This window comes from Streptomyces sp. ICC4 (genome assembly GCF_003287915.1).
GTDB classification, from domain to species: Bacteria; Actinomycetota; Actinomycetes; order Streptomycetales; family Streptomycetaceae; genus Streptomyces; species Streptomyces tritrimontium.
Map to the genome: position 1 here is coordinate 6,843,753 of NZ_CP030286.1, position 17,315 is coordinate 6,861,067.

The following is a 17,315-nucleotide window of genomic DNA, read 5'->3' on the forward strand; positions in this document are numbered from 1 at the left end:
GCTCCGGTTGCTAGTGCTGTGGCCGGAAAGGTCCACCGGGTCGCGGCGCCCGGCACGGCACCTCGCCGCGTTGTCGGACCACACCGGTACGTCCAGTACGAGGCGTGGCCCTCCGCCCGGGGGCCCCTCCCAGCGGTAGCTGGGGGAGAAGCACCGCACCGGACACCGCGACCCGGCAAACCTTCCCGGCCACAGCACTAGCGGGGATCGCTGTGCCCGCCGAGCCATTTGGCGCGCCGGTGACCCGTGGCCGGGGCGGCCGTGGTGGTGGGATGGTCGTCGCCGAGTGCTTGGGCGTTTTGCGCGCGGGCGGCGTCGCGCTGCTCGATGAGGTTCTCGCGTTCGCGGTCCACGACCGCGCTCTCCCGCTTCGAGGTGAGGGAAGCATCGTGGCGAGCGAGGCGGTTGCGGCGGGAGGCCCTGCGGGCGGCCGCCAGGACGAGGGCCAGGCCCAGGACGGCAGCGGCGCCGACGGCGATTCCGTAGAGGAACAGGGCGCCGGTCGAGCTGGTGACGTGGTAGCCGAAGACCGAGAAGTCGTTGGTGAGCTCGTGGGCACTACCGAGGTTCGCCATGACCCCGGCCACGGCGAAGATCAGCGCTGCGATCAGAAGGATGAGGCCGAGGATGAGGATCATGGAGCACTCCCTGCTCCGCACTGCCGCGTGCGAATGAGCGTCGGCCGGCGGAAGCCCGCCGATCCAGACTGCGTCTACCCGAAGACGGAGGGGCTACGCGATCCCGGCCTGGCCTACCCGGCGGCCCACCGCACCTCTGGCCTATTCCTCTCGGGCCCTGGACTTGGAGCATCCCCAGCAACGACGAAGCGCAGGTACTGGTGCACGTGGATGCGACCCCGCCGGCCGCGCGTACGCCGATCCGGAGGAAGACATCCGCTTTCACTCGTTCCTGGCAGTCCCGATCCGCTATGCCGGCCGAGTGTTCCTCCATCGCCGAAGGTGACTGATCCGGCGCCTGCGATGAACCCTGCCAGCCAGCCGAGTGAGGACAAAGCCCCTGTCCCTGCGAGCCGTGCGTCCCGGCCGCGGACCGTCGCCGGATGAGCATGGGTCCGGTCAGCCGCGGTGGAAGAGACCTACACCTGCCAACCAGTGCCCTTCTCGTGGCGCAGACTCCTGTCCGCCGGGAACCTCCCGGCCCTCGCGCAGCCTGCCACTTGACGGCGTCGTAGATCGGCGAATCCAAAACCCGCCCGCCGCCTGCCCGCGGGCCTGTGGCACCGCGCTGCGCGGGAACGTTTTTCTGGTCCATGCCCCACCAACGACCCCCCACACGATGCCGTAGCGAGCCGTGACTCACCCGTCACCACCCGTACCCTTCCCACCCGGCCGGCGGCAGGCTCAGGATCCGAAGAGGCGCAGGACGCGCGGGGCGTTGGGCAGATCCTCCGGGACCGGCGCTGTTCCGGTCAGGGGCATCAGGTGCCCGTTGGCACAGTCGCCGGGCTGCTGGTGGTCGATCTCCCAGGCCCGGTCGGCCGGGGTGGAGGCTGAGCTGGTGGCGTATGAGGCTGCCGGCAAGAACGGCACCATTCAACCCCCCCGCCGCTCCCGCGAAGCCGGTCCCGGGCACACCCGCCGCCCCGAAGCCGGGCGCGGGCGCGGTCAACGTGCGCGAGGCGCTGGCCCTGCTGCGCCTGCCCCGGCTGCGCGCCCTGGCGGCCTGCGCGGCCCTGCTGGGCCTGACCACCGTCAGCGACGCCTTCCTCTACCTGCTGCTCCAGGACCGCACCGGCATCGGCGAGCAGTGGTTCCCGCTCCTGCCCCTGGGCACCGCCGCCGTGTTCCTGCTGCTGGCCGTGCCGGCCGGCGCCCTCGCCGACCGGATCGGACGCCGCACCGTGTTCCTGGCCGGGCACGCCCTCCTGCTGACCGGCTACGGGCTGCTGCTGTGGGCCCCCGCCTGGCCCGCCCTGCCCTATCTGGTCCTCGTCCTGCACGGCATGTTCTACGCCGCCACCGACGGGGTGCTGCCCGCCGCCGTCGCCGCGACCGTCCCGGCGAAGCTGCGGGGCACCGGCATCGCGGTCGTCGGCACCAGCCAGGCGCTGGCCCGCTTCGGCTGCTCGCTCGCCTTCGGCGGGGCCTGGACGCTGTGGGGTGCGGGCCCCGCGCTCGCCGCCGCGGCGGCCGGGCTGTGCTGCTGCGCGGCCGTCGCCGGATTCGTACTCCGCCCCACGGCCCCGGACGGCGCGTCCGGCCGGACCCCGCACCCCCGACGCACCCGAGGAACCCGATGACCCGCTCACGCCGGCTGCTCGTACTCGCCCTGGCCGTGCTGCTCCTCGGAGGGGCGGCCGGCGCGATGGTGGTGCGCGCCGCCGCACGCGCCGAGCAGACCCGGGAGGGCGATCCGACGGCCACCGAGGGCCGGGTCACGCTCGACCGGCAGGACGGGCTGGCCTTCCTCAACGGCGCGCAGGGGCCGCACCGCGGAGCCGTCGTCTCGGTTCCGGCCCAGTCCCCCCAGGGCGGGCGGACCGCCTCCGACCTCACCTGCCAGCGCTTCCACGCGGCGGCCGGCACGGGCGTCTGCCTCAACTCCTCCCCCGGCGCGCTCGCCCAGGACAACAAGGCGCTCATCGTCGACGCGCAGCTGCGCACGGTGCGCAGCTTCCCGATGGCGGGCACCCCGTCCAGGGCCCGGGTGTCCCCGAGCGGGCACTTCGCCGCGTGGACGGTCTTCGTCGCCGGGGAGTCCTACGGCGCCGCGTTCTTCTCCACCCGCACCTCGATCGCGGACGTCCGCACCGGCACGCTCGAACCGGACCTGGAGAAGTTCGCCATCGAGCTCGACGGCCGGCCCTACAGCGCGGGCGACGTGAACTTCTGGGGCGTGACCTTCTCCAAGGACGACGACACCTTCTACGCCACGCTCGGCACCGGCAACCAGACCTACCTGGTGAAGGGCTCGATCTCGCGGCGCAGCGTCACCACCCTCGCCAAGAACGTCGAGTGCCCTTCGCTGTCCCCCGACGAGACCCGGGTCGCCTACAAGAAGCGCGTGCAGCGCGGCGCGTCCCTGTGGCGGGAGCACGTCCTGGACCTGCGGACCCTGCGGGAGCAGCCGCTCGCGGAGAAGCGCAGCGTGGACGACCAGGCGCTCTGGCTCGACGACCGCACCCTGGCCTACGCACTGCCCACCGAGGGGTCGGTGGACACCACCGACCTCTGGACCGTGCCGGCCGACGGCACCGGCGCCCCGCGCGTCCTGGCGCCGGCCGCCTCGTCGCCGACCCGCCTCGGCTGACTCAGGCCTGGGCCGTCTCGTGCGAGCCGCCCTCCGCCCGCCGGTACTCGGCGTTGATGCGCTGGGCTTCCTCTAGCTGGTCCTCGAGGATGACGATCCGGCACGCGGACTCCACGGGCGTCCCCTGGTCGACGAGCTCCCGGGCGCGGGCGGCGATGCGCAACTGGTAGCGGGAGTAGCGGCGGTGGCCGCCCTCGGAGCGCAGGGGGGTGATCAGCCGGGCTTCGCCGATCGCGCGCAGGAAGCCCGGTGTGGTGCCGAGCATCTCGGCGGCCCGGCCCATGGTGTAGGCCGGATAGTCGTCGTCGTCGAAACGGCCGAGCGTGTTCTCTGGTGTCACTTTCACCTCGTTTGTGGGACGCGTCGAAGGCCCTGCTGCCGTCCGGCACCAGGGCCCCGAGGGAAATTCAACACCATGGGCGGGGTCCCTCTGCCCCTCGGACCGGCCGGAAGGCGGTGCGCGACCGTCGCGCGTGCGTCGGACCGCCGTCCACGGCCGGGCCCGTCGACGCCGGGGCGTGCCCGTGGGCGCGCAGAATCGTTGGGGCGGGCATGGGCACTCCACACGCCGTCTCCCCGTCCCCGGCCCGGCACCGGGCACCCGAGCGCAGCCCCGCCGCGGCGGCGCGGGGCATTCCCCGGCAGCATCCCGGCAGATCCGCCCCGGCCGGCGGGGCGGCCCTCTTCGAGCAGCTCGCCCGCGAGTGGGAAGCGCGCGGCGCCACCGTCCCCGGCAGGCCCGACCCGCTGTGGGACCGGCTGATCACCTACGCGCACTTCCAGCGCGAGACGGACGCCACGCTGCGCAGCCTGCGCCTGGACGGGGCCGAGCCGCCGGCGGCCGCCACGGCGGCGGGCCCGGCGGCGGGCCCGCGCTGGACGCGGGCATGAGCCGGGAGCCGTGTCCGGGGAACGCCGAGGGCCCCGGTCGGCTGCTGCCGACCGGGGCCCTGGGGTCCGTACGTGGTGTTCGATCCGCCCGCGGCTACACGCCCGCGGGGGCGCCGAGCATGGCCGACGCCTTCTCGAGCGGGGTCTGCTCGGCGGCCGGCGCCGGGACCGGGGCGAGCCCGCGGCAGGTGAAGCCGAGCGCGGTCAGCGCCCTGATCACCTCGCCGGCGGTGAAGTCGCGGCGGTCCTGGCGGGTGATGACGGCGCCCACTTGCTTGACGGGGTAGGCGCGCCGGCCGACGATCACGGACTCAGCGGTGATCGGTTCGGGCTTGATGCCCTTCATCGACTCCAGCACACCGCTTTTGGTCAGGTCGAACGGAAAACGGGCGATGACGCAGCGCATGGTGCCTCACAGGTAGCAGAGAACCGGTCTGGGGACTGTCCGGGAGATCTAAGCGGCTGTGGCGAGGGCAGGACGGCCCTCGGACCCCCTGGGCGCCGTGCTCGTGCGGCTGCGCCGGTCCTGTGCGGGACGGCTGCGCCGACCCCTGGAGGAGCTGGCCCCACGGTTGGCGCGCTCGCTGACGGGCGCCGTGATGGTGACGGGGATGCCCGACGGCGCCTGCGCGCCGGTGATGCGGCTCAGCTCGGCCTCGCCGGAGCGGACGTTCGCGGTGTTCGGGGTGATCCCGGCCGCGGCCATCAGGCGGGTCATCTCGCGGCGCTGGTTGGGCAGCACCAGGGTGACGACGCTGCCGGACTCGCCGGCCCGGGCGGTACGGCCGCCGCGGTGCAGGTAGTCCTTGTGGTCGGTCGGCGGGTCCACGTTGACGACCAGGTCGAGGTTGTCGACGTGGATGCCGCGGGCCGCGACGTTGGTGGCGACCAGCACGCTGACGTGGCCCGTCTTGAACTGCGCGAGCGTACGGGTGCGCTGGGGCTGCGACTTTCCGCCGTGCAGTGCCGCGGCGCGCACCCCGCTGCTCAGCAGGTGCTCGGTGAGCCGGTCCACGGCGTGCTTGGTGTCCAGGAACATGATCACGCGGCCTTCGCGGGCGGCGATCTCGGTCGTGGCGGCCTGCTTGTCGAAGCTCTGCACGTGCAGGACGTGGTGCTCCATCGCGGTGACGGCGCCGGCCGAAGGGTCGACGGAGTGCACGACGGGGTCGGTCAGGTAGCGACGGACCAGCAGGTCGATGTTGCGGTCGAGCGTGGCGGAGAAGAGCATCCGCTGGCCCTCGGGGCGCACCTGGTCGAGCAGGGCGGTGACCTGGGGCATGAAGCCCATGTCGGCCATCTGGTCGGCCTCGTCCAGGACGGTGATGGCGACCTGGTTCAGCCGGCAGTCACCCCGCTGGATGAGGTCCTTCAGGCGGCCGGGCGTGGCCACGACCACTTCGGCCCCGGCGCGCAGCGCGCCGGCCTGCCGGTGGATCGGCATGCCGCCGACCACGGTGGCCAGGCGCAGCTTGACCGCGCGGGCATAGGGGGTGAGGGCTGCCGTGACCTGCTGGGCGAGCTCACGCGTCGGTACGAGGATCAGAGCGAGCGGCTGCCCCGACTCGGCGCTCTGGCCGGCCGTACGGGCCAGCAGCGCGAGGCCGAAGGCCAGGGTCTTGCCGGAGCCGGTGCGACCGCGGCCCAGGACGTCACGGCCCGCGAGGGTGTTGGGCAGGGTGGCCGCCTGGATCGGGAACGGCGTGGCGACGCCCTCGGCGGTGAGCGCCTTGAGCAGCGGGGCCGGCATGGCCAGGTCGGCGAACGCCTCGACGGCGGGCAGCCCGGGGACCACGGTGACCGGCAGGGCGAACTCGCCCTGCGGGCCGGAGGAGCGTCGGCCGTAGCTGCCGCCACCGCCGCCGCCGGAGCGCTTCGGGCCGCCGGACCGGCTGGGGGCCGACGAGGAACCGAAACGGGTCCCCCGGCCGCCGGAAGAACCGGAAGAGCCGCCATAGGAGCCGCCGTACGAGCCGGAGGAGGAGCCGCCGTACGAGCCGGAGGATCCACCACCCGTACGGGTGCGGGAAGAGCGGTCATTCATGCGAGTCGTACGGTTCATGCAGAACCTTCCTCGATACGGCACACATCGAGGAATTCTCGGCAGCGGAAATACGAGCCGCGCGACGATTCACAAGAATGAGCCGGAGTAAAATCAGATGCGACGGGACCGGAATGCAATGCGACCGGGCCGTCATGAAAGGGGCACCGCACTGCGCGCCGAGATGACCGGCGATCGTGTGCGGGCGGAGAGCCGAGGAGCGGATCCATCGGCCGAACAGGTGGGCGTCTGGGGGCTTGCGCCCCCGCGCCGCTCTCACGGGCCGTGACGGCCGGCGGAGCCGGGGAAAAGCAACGAGCTGGGGCCCGCACCCCAAGGTGCGGGCCCCAGCTGCGTGGTTGCGCTTGAACGTCAGGCCGTGACGATGTTCTCGGCCGTCGGGCCCTTCTGGCCCTGCGCGATGTCGAAGCTGACCTTCTGGCCTTCCTGGAGCTCGCGGAAGCCCTGGGAGGCGATGTTCGAGTAGTGGGCGAAGACGTCAGGACCGCCGCCCTCCTGCTCGATGAAGCCAAAACCCTTTTCCGCGTTGAACCACTTCACGGTGCCGTTAGCCATGTTGAATCTCCTTTGTGGGCTCAGCCCAGAGACCCGCACTGTACGGATCTCGAGTCGCCGAATGATCGCCCAGCCCGGAAAGCACCGGAAAAACTGGGAACACTCGCGCCGGTCGTTGAAGAGCCAGCGAAGGTGTTCGAAATTTTTGGGAACCACAACTGCAACTGGAACCACAGTAGCACGGCGGATCACGACGGGTCCGGAAGATTGACCCGCAAATCGGCCGCTCCTTCACTGCGCCAGAAATTCTCACCGCCCCCCGTATTCAATTCTGCCCTCGCGGGGATAGATAATCGGGAGCGGCGCGGACCCGCCCCAGGCCACTCCCTTGGGGCGCCCCGCGTGAGTGGCGTGGGGCGCCCGGGAAGTCCCGTACAGTGGTGTCAACGACGCGGGGTGGAGCAGCTCGGTAGCTCGCTGGGCTCATAACCCAGAGGTCGCAGGTTCAAATCCTGTCCCCGCTACGAAAGGTCCGGCCCCCTTGACGCCCACGCGTCAAGGGGGCCGGAGCCGTTTCCGGGGTCCTTCACGTGCCCTGGGCCGCCAAGGCGTCCCACAGCTCGGGCTCCTCGAACCCCAGGGCCCACAGTCCGGCGCCCCGCACCCCGTGCCGCGCGAGGACCGCCAGGTGCGCGGCCGCCCCGTTCGCGTCCTGGTACCAGACCTGGTGCTCTTCGCCCTCGTCGTCCGTGTAGTCGAAGTGCGGGGTGCCGGACACCTCGTCGAGGTCGTACTCCGCACCCACCTCGAGGCGCAGCTCCTCCGCTTCCAGCGAGGTGACGTGCCGGGCTCGGGCCTTGGAGCCCACCGTCCAGTTCCACCCGTACGCGGGCAGCGCCACCTCCAGCTTGTCCCGCGGGACGTGCGCGGTGGCGTAGGCGAGGAACTCCTCGTACCAGGCGGTCGAGGACAGCGGGCCCGGGTCCTGCAGGGCGTTGTGCAGGTTGTAGCCCATGATCCGCAGGCGGTCCGCGACGGAGCCCAGGTGCGCGTAGTCGAAGGCCTGGCCCGTGTCCTTCGTGCGCGGCATGACGGTGACCACGCAGCTCTTGGCGAGCGCGTGCAGGCGGGCGCAGAGCTCGCTCGTCAGCGCGTTGTACCCGGTGCGGACCCGCTCGCGCAGGGCGGCGTCCGCGGTCTCCGTCATCACCTCGTAGTCGAGGTCGAGGCCGTCGTAGGCGCGGCTCGTGGCGACGGCGACGAGGGCGTCCACGTGGGCCGTGCGGCGGGCCGGGTCGTTCATCAGGTCCGCCATCGCGGGGGCGCGCAGGCTCTCGGTGACCGTGGGGACCACTTTGACGCCCTTGGCGCGCAGTCCGTCGATGACCCGGCGCTCGCCGGCCCCGGTCTCGCTCTTGACCTCCGTCGCGGACGAGGTCGCGTACCAGAACGGGCTGACCGTGTGGAGCTGGTCGGCGTGGGCCAGTGCGTCCCGGTAGCCGGTCTCCAGGTCCCACCAGGGAAGCCAGGCGGACACGGTGCGGGCGGGCGCGGCGCGGGCCTGGGCGGGAGCGGGAACCGGCGCGGCCGCCGTCAGCGCGAGCGCGACGGCGGCCGCGAGGGCGGCGGAGAGACTGGCGGAGCGGGCGGTCTTCATGCCACCGACCTTGGCTCCCCCGCACGGGGGGGCCAGGCGACGGCACGTCGGGCAGACGGGTGGTGGCGGGCCGACGGGCCTCAGGCCGCCGCGCCACCGTCGATCACCAGGTCGGTGCCGACCACGGAGGCGGCGTCCGAGGAGGCCAGGTACAGGACGGCCGCCGCGACCTCGGCCGTGGCGGACACCCGGCCCAGGGGTGACTCGTCCTTCATCCGGGCGGCGCGGCCGGCTTCGTCCTCGCCCTGCCACAGCGACATGTCGGTGGCGACCGGCCCGGGGCTGACCGCGTTGATGCGGATGCCCTCGCCGATGTGGTCCAGGGCGGCGGCCCGGCTCAGGGCGGAGACGGCCGCCTTGGTGGCGATGTAGCCGGCCGCGCCCGGGATGCGGGCGTGTGCTCCGAGGTTCGAGGAGATGTTGACGATCGCCCCTCCGGTGGGCTGCTCGCGCATCCGGGAGACCTCGGCCTGGAGGCTGAGGAGGACGCCGGTGACGTTGACGTCGAGGAGGGTGCGCCAGTCCTCCTCGGGAAGGTCGGCCACGGGGCCGCCGCCCCGGAAGACTCCCGCGTTGTTGACGGCGACGTCGAGGCTTCCGAAGTGTTCGACGGTGCTGCGGACCAAGGCGCGTACGTCCTCGGACCGGGTCACGTCGGCGGTGACCGCGACGGCCGTGCCGCCTTCCTCCTCGATCAGCGCGACCGTCTCCCCGAGGGCCGCGGCGCCGCGGCCGGCCGCGACCACCGAGGCCCCTTCGGCGGCGAAGGCGAGGGCGACGGCTCGGCCTATGCCGGAACCCGCGCCGGTGACGAGGACGCTCTTGCCGGTGAAACGTGCGGACATGGTGGTGGATCCCCTGCTCTGTGAGTGGTGTTCGGTGCTGTGTGTTCGGTGGTGTGCATTCGGTGGTGTGTGTCCGGTGGCCCGTGTCCGGTCACCGGGGAGGGCCGGCCACCCCGGGGTGGCCGGCCGTGGTGACGGCTACTTGGTCCGGCTGCCCAGGAAGGCGACCGCGGCGAAGGCGGCCGCGGACACCGCGAGGGAGATCGCGTCGGAGCCGAAGGCGAGCACGGCGGCGAAGACGACCGTCGGACCCAGTTCCATCGCGGTGTTCATGACTCCGCCCGCGAGTCCCGCCTGGTGCGGCTCCACTCCGTCGGTGGCCAGCACCGCGGCCCCCGCGAAGGCCGCGGCGGCGCCGGCCGGCAGCAGGATCAGGCCGGGCAGGAGGCCGACGGCGTACGGGATGTCCGCGGTCAGGCCGGTGAGCGCGAGGAGTGCGAGGCCGGCCGCCGCGGTCACGAGCCCGGCCGTGCTGACGCGCGGTGCCCCGTACCGGGCGACGAGCGGGCCCGCCGCCCGGCCCGCGGCCAGCAGCACCACGGCGAAGGGGACGAAGGCGGCGGAAGTGCGCAGCGCCGACCAGCCGAGCTCCTGCTGGAGGTGGAGCGAGAGGAGGACGAACACCGTCGCCGTGCCGGCCGCGGTCAGGCCGATGGCCGCGAGGGCCAGGACCCGGCGCCGGTCGCGGAGGAATCCGAGCGGGAGCAGCGGGTCACGGGCCCGGCGCTCGACGAGCGGGAAGGCCAGCAGGAGCAGGGCCGCGGTGAGCAGGGAGAGCAGGACGGTGCGCGAACCCCAGGAGTGGGCGTCGGTCAGGACGAGTCCGTAGCTGGCCAGGCTGATGCCGGTGGTGGCCAGCAGTGCGCCGGGCAGGTCCAGGGAGCGGCCCTCGCCCGCCGGGGTGGCGGGCAGCAGCCGGGGGGCGAGGACGAGGGCGACGACGGCCACCGCGACCGGGACGGCGAAGGACAGCCGCCAGCCGACCAGTGCGGAGATCACCCCGGAGAGCAGGTTCCCGGCGGTCGCGCCGAGGACGGAGAGGCCGCCCCAGGTGGCCATGGCCCTCCCGTACGCGGCGGGCTGGGGGAAGACGGCGCGCAGTACGGCCATGGCGGCGGGTGCGGTGAGCGCGGCGCCGACGCCCTGGGCGAAGCGGGCGGCGAGCAGGAGGCCGGGGCCCTGGGCGAGCGGCGCGACGAGGGAGGCCGCGGCGAACACGAGCAGTCCGGCGCTCAGTACGCGGCGCCCGCCGAACCGGTCGGTGAGCCGGCCGCCGAAGAGCAGGAGGCCGGCGAAGGTCAGCCCGTAGGCGGCGCTGAGGAGGATGAGGTCGTCACGGGCCAGGGAGAACTCGCGGCCGATCGTGGGCAGCGGCACGACGAGCGAGGTGAGCGCGAAGATCAGCGACATCTGGACGGTGCCGAGCAGCGCGAACGCGGGGCCGGTGGCAGGGCCGGCCGCTCCCCTTCCGGCCGCCGCGGCCTCGTTCGTGCTCTCGTGGTGCGTGGTGACGGTCACGACTCCCCCTTATACTTGAACGTACATTCCAGAATGAGCCTATAAGAACACTCCCCCAGGGGGAAGTGCTTTTCAGTCGAGCAGCGCCAGCGCCTGCTCCGCCGCGTCCCGCAGCCGACACGGGTCCTCCGACGCCTTGCCGACGATCCGCATGCCCTGCATGAGCACCAGCAGCATCCGGGCCAGCGTGCGCGGATCGCGGTCCGCCGGCAGCTCGCCCTGCGCCCGGGCCCGGGCCAGCGCCGAGTGGAACAGGGTCTCGATGTGGTTCCAGCTCGCCTCGACCTTGCGGGCCGCCACCGGGTCGTGCGCCCCCAGCTCGGCGGCCGTGTTGGTCACGAAGCAACCGGTCAGCCGCTGACCGGCGGAGCTCGACTCGGCGGCGAAGCGGCGTACCACCGCCCGCACGGCCGGCAGCGCCGCCCCCGGCTGGGACAGCTCGTGGAGCAGGACCGCGTCACGGTTCTCGTTGTAGCGGTCCAGCGCCTTCAGGTACAGGTCGTGCTTGTTGCCGAAGGTGGCGTAGATGCTGGCCCGCCCGATGCCGAGGCGGTCGACGAGGTCCGCCATGGACGTCGCCTCGTAGCCGCGCTGCCAGAACAGCTCCAGAGCTGACTGCAGTGCGGCTTCCGGATCGAATTCCTTGGTCCTGGCCACGTCCCAGACTCTACGGGATACTGGAACGGTCAGTCAAGTAAGGCGTTCGAGGTTCTGTGGCCGACGGGGTGGCGCGGCCAGGAACGTACAGTCACGTGCGTGCGCCACACACCCGTACGTCCATGGAGGACAGCCGTGAGCCGGACCGACATCACCGCCGCCCTGACCGATCTGCTCTTCACCCCGGGGCTCGATCTCCACGAGGCGGCCGACCGGCACTTCGCCCCCGACTACCGCCAGCGCACCAACGGCACGTGGGACGATCGTGCCGGATTCCTCGCGCACATCGCCCACCTGCGCACGGTGGTGGCCGGCGGCACCCTCGAGGTCCACGAGGAGTTGAGCGACGGCACCCGCTACGCCGACCGCCACACCGTGAACGTCACCAAGACGGACGGTTCGAGCGTCCGCATGGAGGTCTACCTCTTCGGCGAGTTCGCCCCCGACGGCCGGTTCCGCCGCATCGAGGAGACCACCCTCATGCTGGCCGGCGCGGAAGCGGACCGGGACCTCGGCAGCGCGCGCTGACCCGCGAGCGGGCCACGGCCGCGCCAAGACCCCGGCGCGGCGCGGCCGTTCAGCCGACCGGCGTTCAGCCGACCGGCTGGTCCGACGCCAGGCGGGCCGTGAGGCCGACGACCTCGACGCAGCGCAGGAGCTTGGCCTGGGCCCGGGGCGAGTCGGAGGCCGGGACGACGATCTCGCACACGGCGGGGCCGCCGTCCTCGGAGGCCCTGAAGGAAAGCGCCCTGACGGAGAGGTTGTTGAGCATCGAGGAGATGCGGGTGAGGGCGTGGCCGCCGTCCTGGACGGTGACGGTCAGCGCGTGACAGACGGGGGCGGCGGCCCGCGCGGTACGCACGGCGGGGACGGCAGTGACGGCGGAGACGGCGGAGACGGCGGGGAGAACATCGCTGCGGGTCATGAGTGGTGGGCTCCTGTCCTGGGGCGGGGGCCTTGCCGGCCGGGCTGTGAGGTTCGCAGGGAGGGCGGGCGCGTGGGCCCGGAAACCAAGAAGACCCCTCGCGGGTGCGAGAGGTCTGCGTGCGGGCGGTGAGCTGCTGGGGTCATCGCAGTCAGCTCGGGGCCGGCACGCCGGCGCCAATAATCAGCTTGCGCGACATGCGGCAGAGTCTGGCACGCGCGCGCCGCCCGGCGGCGGTTCATCTCACCATGCGGGACCGCCCTTCCACGACCAACGAGGAATAAAATGCGTAGATCGTCGGCAGCAGCAGAGGGGTATAAGAGGCAGGCGGAGGAGCATGGGGACGGTTGTCGTACATGGCTCCGGGGACGGGGCGCACGCGGTTGCTGGGCACGGGGAGCTCGATGAACTCCTCGGTCCGTACGTGGGACCGGGCCCACCCCCCCCGAGACGCATCCACCGCTCTGAGCAACAACAGTCACTGGCTACAGAATTCGCGTCGCGTACCAGTTGCACCGGCTGGAGAAGGCACGGCTCCTGGCCGCAGCGGAACGCAGTGGACGACGGTCACGCTCACCGGCACTGCGGTCAGCCTGCTCACTCGGGCCCAGCCGCCGGTGGCCGATCCCTTGGCCGGTGGCCGATAGCGGACCTGGTCCGCCGCCCCAGGCGGCGGGTCAGTGTCCGATGTTCCAAGACGCGGTAGGCGCTGCCGCGTCCGCGGCGGGGAGCGCTGGTGCGTGCCGGATCCACCAGCGGCGCAGCAGGAGCGGCGGATGACTGCCCAGTCCGCCGCCGTTGAGATGAGATTCCGCATCGGATCCCGACTCAGCTGACCCCAGGGCCGCGTGCGGCGGCTACGGCGCGGGCTCGTAGACGACGGTGGCGTTCGGGCAGTCCTCGGCGAGTCCGAGGAGCGCCTCCAGAATCCGGATCACCCGGGTGGGCGTGCGAATTCACCGCAGAAACGGCACTCCGTCACGGCCCTGGCCCGAATCGCCTACCGGGGTGCAGACAGCACTCGTGCGGGGTAGGAATCGGCGCCCGAACACGCCAGCACGAACTCGTTAGCCGGGCCTCACGAGACGAGGATCCCCATGCCCTGCCGCGCCTGCTGACACGCCATCCTCGGCGACGAAGTCGTCGCCTACATCCACCAGCGAGTCGCTGCCGCACCACCGCCTGACGCCGCACTGATCGAGGCCCTGAGGCCGATCCTCACCAACCCCGCGTTCCCCGAAGGGACCCCAAGTTGCACCGGACCGAACGGCCGGGGATGCCTCACACCCATCGGCAGCTGACCTCGCCCAGGCCGGTTCGAACTCCTACTCAGTGACTGGGAAAGGCCAGCCCCGCCTGTCGGCTGACAGAGGGGCCTCCTCCCTGTCTCACTCCGCTCGCGCGGACGATGGGTGAGCTAACCTGCCCGGATGCGCGGACAGTTCACCGGCTGGCCTGAGCAGGCTATGGACGTGTTGTGGCAGCTCCAGGGCGAACCGACCCACGCGACCCGCGCGCGCTGTCGCGCGGACCGCGAACGCCTGGTCCGGCAGCCGATGATCGACCTGCTCAACGAGGTCGCGGACGCCGACCCGCGATACGAGGACTTCTCCGTCTGGCACTACCGCACCGACTCCTGGTGGTGGCAGCACCAGAGCGCGGTGATCCGGCTCGACCGCAAGATCGAGATCGGTCTCCGGTTCTCCCTGGACGGCCTGCGGATCCAGGGCGCCTGGTGGTACCCCGATCCCGGCCAGGTGGACAGCTTCCGCAGAGCCGTGGCCTCCGAGGGGAGCGGCCGCGAACTGTCCGCCATCGTCGAGGACGTGCGGAAGAAGGGCTACGACATCTCCGGGGACGTGATGAAACGTCCCCCGCGCGGCTATCCGACGAACCACTCCCGTACGAACCTGCTGCGCCACCGTTCCCTGATCGCCGCCCGTCCCCTCGGCTGCGAGGAGTGGCTGCACACCCCCGAGGCGGTCGACCGGGTCCTCTCGGCAGCCGACGACCTGGACGCCCTGCTGATGTGGCTGGTCCACCACGTGAAGCACGCCTCCTGACGTCACGAGGGCGCCGCGCGGCACGGGAGGAACGACACCCAGAGAGCAGCGTGCGCACCGGCACTGCACCCTTCCGCGCCGTACGGGTCATCATCGTGCTCGACCTCCTGCCCACCTCCCTCGGCGCCTCCCTCGGTGGCATTCGACGCGATGGCGACGGGGGAGTGGGAGCTGGCGCCCGGGGTGTGGCAGGAGACGGAGCTGCTGCTGTGGAAGCCGCGGGCGGCGTGGTTCAGCGTCAACGCCTTCTTCACCGGGGCCGGGCTGAGGAACTGGTACGTCAACTTCGAGCGCCCCATCCGCCGGACCGAGGCCGGGTTCGACACCTTCGACCTGACCGTTGACCTCGTCATCGACCCCGACCTGAGTACGTGGACGTGGAAGGACGAGGACGAGTACGCCCACGTCCGGCGCCTGGGCATCGTGACCGACATCGAGCACCAGGTGGTGGAGCTCGCCCGCGCCCAGGTGCTCGCGATGCTCGAGAAACGGGCCGGGCCGTTCGCGGACGCCGACCGGTGTGCGGCCTGGCGCTGGAACCCGGCCTGGCCCACGCCGCGCCTGCCTCAGCGAGAGGAAGCCGGCCCGGGGAGTGGTGGCGGCGAGCCGGTGAGGCCGCGCCCTTGACCGAGGCGGCCGGTGCGCGGGACGGTCATTGCGCAACTCCCCGCAACTGGCTTTCGCCGGAGGCGATCATGGCGTTACCTTTCTTCGGCACGGACCCGAACTCGGGCGGAGGTAACTGCCCCGCGGTCTGGGTGGACACCGACGCCAAGGAGGGGCCGGAGCTGGTTCTGCAGGGCAAGTTCGCCGACGCGGCGACCCGCGCCGCCTGCAGTCAGGACAGCCCGCCGGCGGACGGCGAGGGCGTCATCCGCATCTCGGTCCGGATGGTGGATCAGATCAGGAAGGCGTGTGATGCCGCAGAAGCCGCTGGCACCCAGCTTTGAGGACCTCCTCGACTCCGCCCAGCAGCGCGCCCTGCACCTGGAACTGCGGGACGTCTACGCGGTGGGGGAGGAGCGGGAGGTCTTCGAGGCGTTCGGGCGGGACGGCAGCGTGCCCGCAGACGACTCGGAGTACTGGGGCGGCTGGCTGCCTCTGGTCGAGCGGACCGTTGCCCGCGGAGTGAAGGTCCAGCGGGCCCGGATCGTCTCCGAGCCCGTCACCGAGTACATCCGCTTCGAGCACGCCATCACCGACGCCAACCTCCGCGCCGGCGAAGAGGTCCGCTGGCTTCCCCGCCGCCGTGCCCCCACGCTCGCCCTGCCCGGCAACGACTTCTGGCTCATCGACGACCGCATCGTGCGCTTCAACTTCTCCGGCGACGGCCAGGCCCTGGAGCCCGACCACACCGAAGACCCGCAGGCGGTCAAGCTGTGTGCCGAGGCGTTCCGCTCGGTATGGGACCTGGCCACTCCGCACGCCGACTACCGCATCTGACCGACGCACACCCAAGGCCCGCCACTCATGACGACCGCCTCTCCCTCGTCCAGCGCCCAGTCGGCCCGCGAGGCGCTCGCCGTGCGGCTCACGCACCTGCGCAAGGACGCCGGCCTCACCGGGAAGGACTTCTCCGCCCGGTGCGGCTGGCACCCCGCCAAGACCACCCGCATCCAAAGAGGCGCGGCACTGCCCTCGGACGCGGACATCCGCTCCTGGTGCGCGGCGTGCGGCGCGGACGGCCAGGCGCAGGACCTGATCGCCACCGCTCGCGCCGTCGACTCGATGTACATGGAGTGGCGCCGCCTGCACCGCAACGGCATGCGCCAGGTCCAACAGGACTGGTACGCCCTGCACGAGCAGACCCGCATCTGCCGCGTCTACCTCTCCAACGTCCCGCCCGGCTTCCTCCAGACCCCGGCGTTCGCCACCGCCCTCATGAACCAGATCACCCGCTTCCAGGGCACCGCGCAGCGCACCGTGTGGCCACTGGAGGCGTTCTACGTCCACGACGACACCACGGCCGTGGTGGAGACGCTGACGGCGGAGATCAAGGTGACGCAGCCGCGCGAGCTCGCCGACTACGCGAAGGCATTCGCCGCCCTCGCGAAGATGGCCGTCTACGGCGACACGGCCCGCGCCCTCATCGAGGCCGCGATCGACGCCCTGGAGTGAACTTCCGCAATTTCCCGCAATCTCGCTGAGGAACGAGCGGTGACCTCCGTAGCGTCGAACAACAGCGACGCACCCCAGCACGGAGGCGGTGGCCCATGAGCGCACCCACACCCACCAGCCCCGAACCGGACGGCCCCAGTCTTCAGCGCCCCGACTTTGGCCGGCCCTCTCCGGCCCTGCTCGCCCGCGCGGACCGCGGCTTCGCCCGGTTCCTCGCCCGGCCGACCGGGGACCAAGACGACGAGCTCGGCGACGGCGAAGACACCCTGCGGTGACCGCCGACCACCCGTACGAGACGCCCCCGGCAGCGAGGCCCGCCATGCACACCAGCAGCCACACGGTCCTGTACGACCCCGACGGCCTCATCGAGGCGGAGCTCCCGCTCGACCGTGAACCGTACGAGTACCTCGTCAAAGCCGTCCTCGCCTGGACCGGCGAGGACACGCTCGCGACCCGCGACTACGAGCAGATCGGCCTCCAGCTGACCGGCCACGCCCGCGCGGTCGCCGCCGACGTACGGCGCCGCGCGAACCAGCTGCCGAAGGACAGCGGGTCCCGGGTGCTCGCCGACGTCGTCCTGCGCGAGGCGGAAGGCCAGCTGTCCGCGACGCTGGAGGGAACGATGCGCTGCGTCCAGAACTGTGTCCGCCTGGTCCGCGCACTCTACGAACGGCTGGACCGCCTTGAGGCCGCGCTCGCCCCGGAGAGGGTTGCACCGGAAGGGGGCTGAACCGTTGGCTGGACGGTTGCTTCCAGCTACTTCGTCGGTGTGTCGAGTGCGTTGCTCGCTTCATCCACCAGGTCGCTGACCTGG

General features: G+C 72.0%; 21 protein-coding genes, 1 tRNA gene and 1 pseudogene. 12 read left to right on the forward strand and 11 right to left on the reverse strand.

Annotated elements, in window-relative coordinates:
- Nucleotides 1-197: 197 nt before the first annotated feature.
- The gene (locus DRB89_RS32025) at nucleotides 198-638 is read right to left on the reverse strand and encodes a hypothetical protein (protein ID WP_204357759.1); all 441 of its coding nucleotides are present in this window, start codon (nucleotides 636-638) and stop codon (nucleotides 198-200) included.
- A 723-nt stretch (nucleotides 639-1,361) separates the two neighbouring features.
- Complete coding sequence (locus DRB89_RS32030) at nucleotides 1,362-1,541, reverse strand: hypothetical protein (protein ID WP_162688810.1); 180 nt, start codon at nucleotides 1,539-1,541, stop codon at nucleotides 1,362-1,364.
- Nucleotides 1,542-1,630: 89 nt separating this feature from the next.
- On the opposite strand from DRB89_RS32030, the pseudogene DRB89_RS32035 reads away from it, so the two are divergent.
- Together DRB89_RS32035 and DRB89_RS32040 are read left to right on the forward strand one after the other, a co-directional pair.
- Nucleotides 1,631-2,260, forward strand: a pseudogene (locus DRB89_RS32035) (MFS transporter); the annotation flags it as partial.
- The gene (locus tag DRB89_RS32040; RefSeq protein WP_112449490.1) at nucleotides 2,257-3,270 is read left to right on the forward strand and encodes a TolB-like translocation protein; all 1,014 of its coding nucleotides are present in this window, start codon (nucleotides 2,257-2,259) and stop codon (nucleotides 3,268-3,270) included. The pseudogene DRB89_RS32035 and the gene DRB89_RS32040, both read left to right, overlap by 4 nt.
- A gap of 1 nt (nucleotide 3,271) precedes the next feature.
- On the opposite strand, the gene DRB89_RS32045 is transcribed toward DRB89_RS32040, so the two are convergent.
- Nucleotides 3,272-3,610 carry a MerR family transcriptional regulator gene (locus DRB89_RS32045; protein WP_112449491.1) on the reverse strand — a complete coding sequence of 113 codons (339 nt, stop codon included), beginning with the start codon at nucleotides 3,608-3,610 and terminating at the stop codon, nucleotides 3,272-3,274.
- A 212-nt stretch (nucleotides 3,611-3,822) separates the two neighbouring features.
- Between DRB89_RS32045 and DRB89_RS32050 the strand changes: the two genes are divergently transcribed.
- A complete protein-coding gene (locus tag DRB89_RS32050) occupies nucleotides 3,823-4,161 on the forward strand; it encodes a hypothetical protein (protein WP_112449492.1) in 339 nt (112 codons plus the stop codon).
- Between the two features lie 94 nt (nucleotides 4,162-4,255).
- Here the strand turns inward: DRB89_RS32050 and DRB89_RS32055 are convergent, their stop codons facing one another.
- The 3 genes from DRB89_RS32055 to DRB89_RS32065 form a co-directional block, all read right to left on the reverse strand.
- A complete protein-coding gene (locus tag DRB89_RS32055; protein WP_112449493.1) occupies nucleotides 4,256-4,567 on the reverse strand; it encodes an SCO5918 family protein in 312 nt (103 codons plus the stop codon).
- A gap of 48 nt (nucleotides 4,568-4,615) precedes the next feature.
- On the reverse strand, nucleotides 4,616-6,223 hold the full coding sequence (locus DRB89_RS32060) for a DEAD/DEAH box helicase (RefSeq protein ID WP_112449494.1): 1,608 nt from the start codon (nucleotides 6,221-6,223) through the stop codon (nucleotides 4,616-4,618).
- Between the two features lie 351 nt (nucleotides 6,224-6,574).
- Complete coding sequence (locus DRB89_RS32065) at nucleotides 6,575-6,778, reverse strand: cold-shock protein (protein ID WP_053678014.1); 204 nt, start codon at nucleotides 6,776-6,778, stop codon at nucleotides 6,575-6,577.
- A 390-nt stretch (nucleotides 6,779-7,168) separates the two neighbouring features.
- Here DRB89_RS32065 and DRB89_RS32070 point away from each other — a divergent pair.
- Nucleotides 7,169-7,242, forward strand: a tRNA-Met gene (locus DRB89_RS32070).
- Between the two features lie 62 nt (nucleotides 7,243-7,304).
- Here the strand turns inward: DRB89_RS32070 and DRB89_RS32075 are convergent.
- From DRB89_RS32075 to DRB89_RS32090, 4 genes are all read right to left on the reverse strand, one after another.
- The gene (locus tag DRB89_RS32075; RefSeq protein ID WP_112449495.1) at nucleotides 7,305-8,375 is read right to left on the reverse strand and encodes a glycosyl hydrolase family 18 protein; all 1,071 of its coding nucleotides are present in this window, start codon (nucleotides 8,373-8,375) and stop codon (nucleotides 7,305-7,307) included.
- An 80-nt stretch (nucleotides 8,376-8,455) separates the two neighbouring features.
- Nucleotides 8,456-9,220: a glucose 1-dehydrogenase gene (locus tag DRB89_RS32080; RefSeq protein ID WP_112449496.1), complete on the reverse strand. Its 765-nt coding sequence runs from the start codon at nucleotides 9,218-9,220 to the stop codon at nucleotides 8,456-8,458.
- 138 nt (nucleotides 9,221-9,358) lie between these two features.
- Nucleotides 9,359-10,648: an MFS transporter gene (locus DRB89_RS32085; RefSeq protein WP_275432078.1), complete on the reverse strand. Its 1,290-nt coding sequence runs from the start codon at nucleotides 10,646-10,648 to the stop codon at nucleotides 9,359-9,361.
- Nucleotides 10,649-10,810: 162 nt separating this feature from the next.
- On the reverse strand, nucleotides 10,811-11,395 hold the full coding sequence (locus DRB89_RS32090) for a TetR/AcrR family transcriptional regulator (protein WP_112463520.1): 585 nt from the start codon (nucleotides 11,393-11,395) through the stop codon (nucleotides 10,811-10,813).
- Nucleotides 11,396-11,530: 135 nt separating this feature from the next.
- Here DRB89_RS32090 and DRB89_RS32095 point away from each other — a divergent pair, with 135 nt between their 5' ends.
- Entirely contained in the window at nucleotides 11,531-11,923 is a 393-nt protein-coding gene (locus DRB89_RS32095) for a nuclear transport factor 2 family protein (RefSeq protein ID WP_112449498.1), read from the forward strand.
- A 64-nt stretch (nucleotides 11,924-11,987) separates the two neighbouring features.
- Here the strand turns inward: DRB89_RS32095 and DRB89_RS32100 are convergent, their stop codons facing one another.
- Entirely contained in the window at nucleotides 11,988-12,320 is a 333-nt protein-coding gene (locus tag DRB89_RS32100; RefSeq protein WP_112449499.1) for a hypothetical protein, read from the reverse strand.
- Nucleotides 12,321-13,750: 1,430 nt separating this feature from the next.
- On the opposite strand from DRB89_RS32100, the gene DRB89_RS32105 reads away from it, so the two are divergent.
- From DRB89_RS32105 to DRB89_RS32135, 7 genes are all read left to right on the forward strand, one after another.
- A complete protein-coding gene (locus DRB89_RS32105; RefSeq protein ID WP_239516431.1) occupies nucleotides 13,751-14,383 on the forward strand; it encodes a DUF2461 family protein in 633 nt (210 codons plus the stop codon).
- A 135-nt stretch (nucleotides 14,384-14,518) separates the two neighbouring features.
- The gene (locus DRB89_RS32110; RefSeq protein ID WP_239516432.1) at nucleotides 14,519-15,010 is read left to right on the forward strand and encodes a DUF402 domain-containing protein; all 492 of its coding nucleotides are present in this window, start codon (nucleotides 14,519-14,521) and stop codon (nucleotides 15,008-15,010) included.
- Complete coding sequence (locus DRB89_RS32115; RefSeq protein WP_343234640.1) at nucleotides 15,007-15,333, forward strand: hypothetical protein; 327 nt, start codon at nucleotides 15,007-15,009, stop codon at nucleotides 15,331-15,333. The genes DRB89_RS32110 and DRB89_RS32115 overlap by 4 nt, the downstream gene beginning before the upstream one ends.
- Nucleotides 15,302-15,826, forward strand: a complete 525-nt coding sequence (locus DRB89_RS32120; RefSeq protein ID WP_112451734.1) for a DUF6879 family protein — start codon at nucleotides 15,302-15,304, stop codon at nucleotides 15,824-15,826. Before DRB89_RS32115 ends, DRB89_RS32120 begins: the two co-directional genes overlap by 32 nt.
- Before the next feature lie 27 nt (nucleotides 15,827-15,853).
- Nucleotides 15,854-16,501 carry a helix-turn-helix transcriptional regulator gene (locus DRB89_RS32125; protein WP_112451735.1) on the forward strand — a complete coding sequence of 216 codons (648 nt, stop codon included), beginning with the start codon at nucleotides 15,854-15,856 and terminating at the stop codon, nucleotides 16,499-16,501.
- A 95-nt stretch (nucleotides 16,502-16,596) separates the two neighbouring features.
- Nucleotides 16,597-16,776, forward strand: a complete 180-nt coding sequence (locus DRB89_RS32130) for a hypothetical protein (RefSeq protein WP_112451736.1) — start codon at nucleotides 16,597-16,599, stop codon at nucleotides 16,774-16,776.
- 44 nt (nucleotides 16,777-16,820) lie between these two features.
- A complete protein-coding gene (locus DRB89_RS32135; protein WP_162689007.1) occupies nucleotides 16,821-17,231 on the forward strand; it encodes a DUF6415 family natural product biosynthesis protein in 411 nt (136 codons plus the stop codon).
- The last annotated feature ends 84 nt before the right edge of the window (nucleotides 17,232-17,315 follow it).

Excerpts from the sequence above, each read along its gene's own strand:
- DRB89_RS32025 (WP_204357759.1), bottom strand. The coding sequence starts at position 638 with ATGATCCTCATCCTCGGCCTCATCCTTCTGATCGCAGCGCTGATCTTC.
- DRB89_RS32040 (WP_112449490.1), top strand. The coding sequence starts at position 2,257 with ATGACCCGCTCACGCCGGCTGCTCGTACTCGCCCTGGCCGTGCTGCTC.
- DRB89_RS32050 (WP_112449492.1), top strand. The coding sequence starts at position 3,823 with ATGGGCACTCCACACGCCGTCTCCCCGTCCCCGGCCCGGCACCGGGCA.
- DRB89_RS32055 (WP_112449493.1), bottom strand. The coding sequence starts at position 4,567 with ATGCGCTGCGTCATCGCCCGTTTTCCGTTCGACCTGACCAAAAGCGGT.
- DRB89_RS32060 (WP_112449494.1), bottom strand. The coding sequence starts at position 6,223 with ATGAACCGTACGACTCGCATGAATGACCGCTCTTCCCGCACCCGTACG.
- DRB89_RS32065 (WP_053678014.1), bottom strand. The coding sequence starts at position 6,778 with ATGGCTAACGGCACCGTGAAGTGGTTCAACGCGGAAAAGGGTTTTGGC.
- DRB89_RS32075 (WP_112449495.1), bottom strand. The coding sequence starts at position 8,375 with ATGAAGACCGCCCGCTCCGCCAGTCTCTCCGCCGCCCTCGCGGCCGCC.
- DRB89_RS32080 (WP_112449496.1), bottom strand. The coding sequence starts at position 9,220 with ATGTCCGCACGTTTCACCGGCAAGAGCGTCCTCGTCACCGGCGCGGGT.
- DRB89_RS32100 (WP_112449499.1), bottom strand. The coding sequence starts at position 12,320 with ATGACCCGCAGCGATGTTCTCCCCGCCGTCTCCGCCGTCTCCGCCGTC.
- DRB89_RS32105 (WP_239516431.1), top strand. The coding sequence starts at position 13,751 with ATGCGCGGACAGTTCACCGGCTGGCCTGAGCAGGCTATGGACGTGTTG.
- DRB89_RS32120 (WP_112451734.1), top strand. The coding sequence starts at position 15,302 with ATGCCGCAGAAGCCGCTGGCACCCAGCTTTGAGGACCTCCTCGACTCC.
- DRB89_RS32125 (WP_112451735.1), top strand. The coding sequence starts at position 15,854 with ATGACGACCGCCTCTCCCTCGTCCAGCGCCCAGTCGGCCCGCGAGGCG.
- DRB89_RS32130 (WP_112451736.1), top strand. The coding sequence starts at position 16,597 with ATGAGCGCACCCACACCCACCAGCCCCGAACCGGACGGCCCCAGTCTT.
- DRB89_RS32135 (WP_162689007.1), top strand. The coding sequence starts at position 16,821 with ATGCACACCAGCAGCCACACGGTCCTGTACGACCCCGACGGCCTCATC.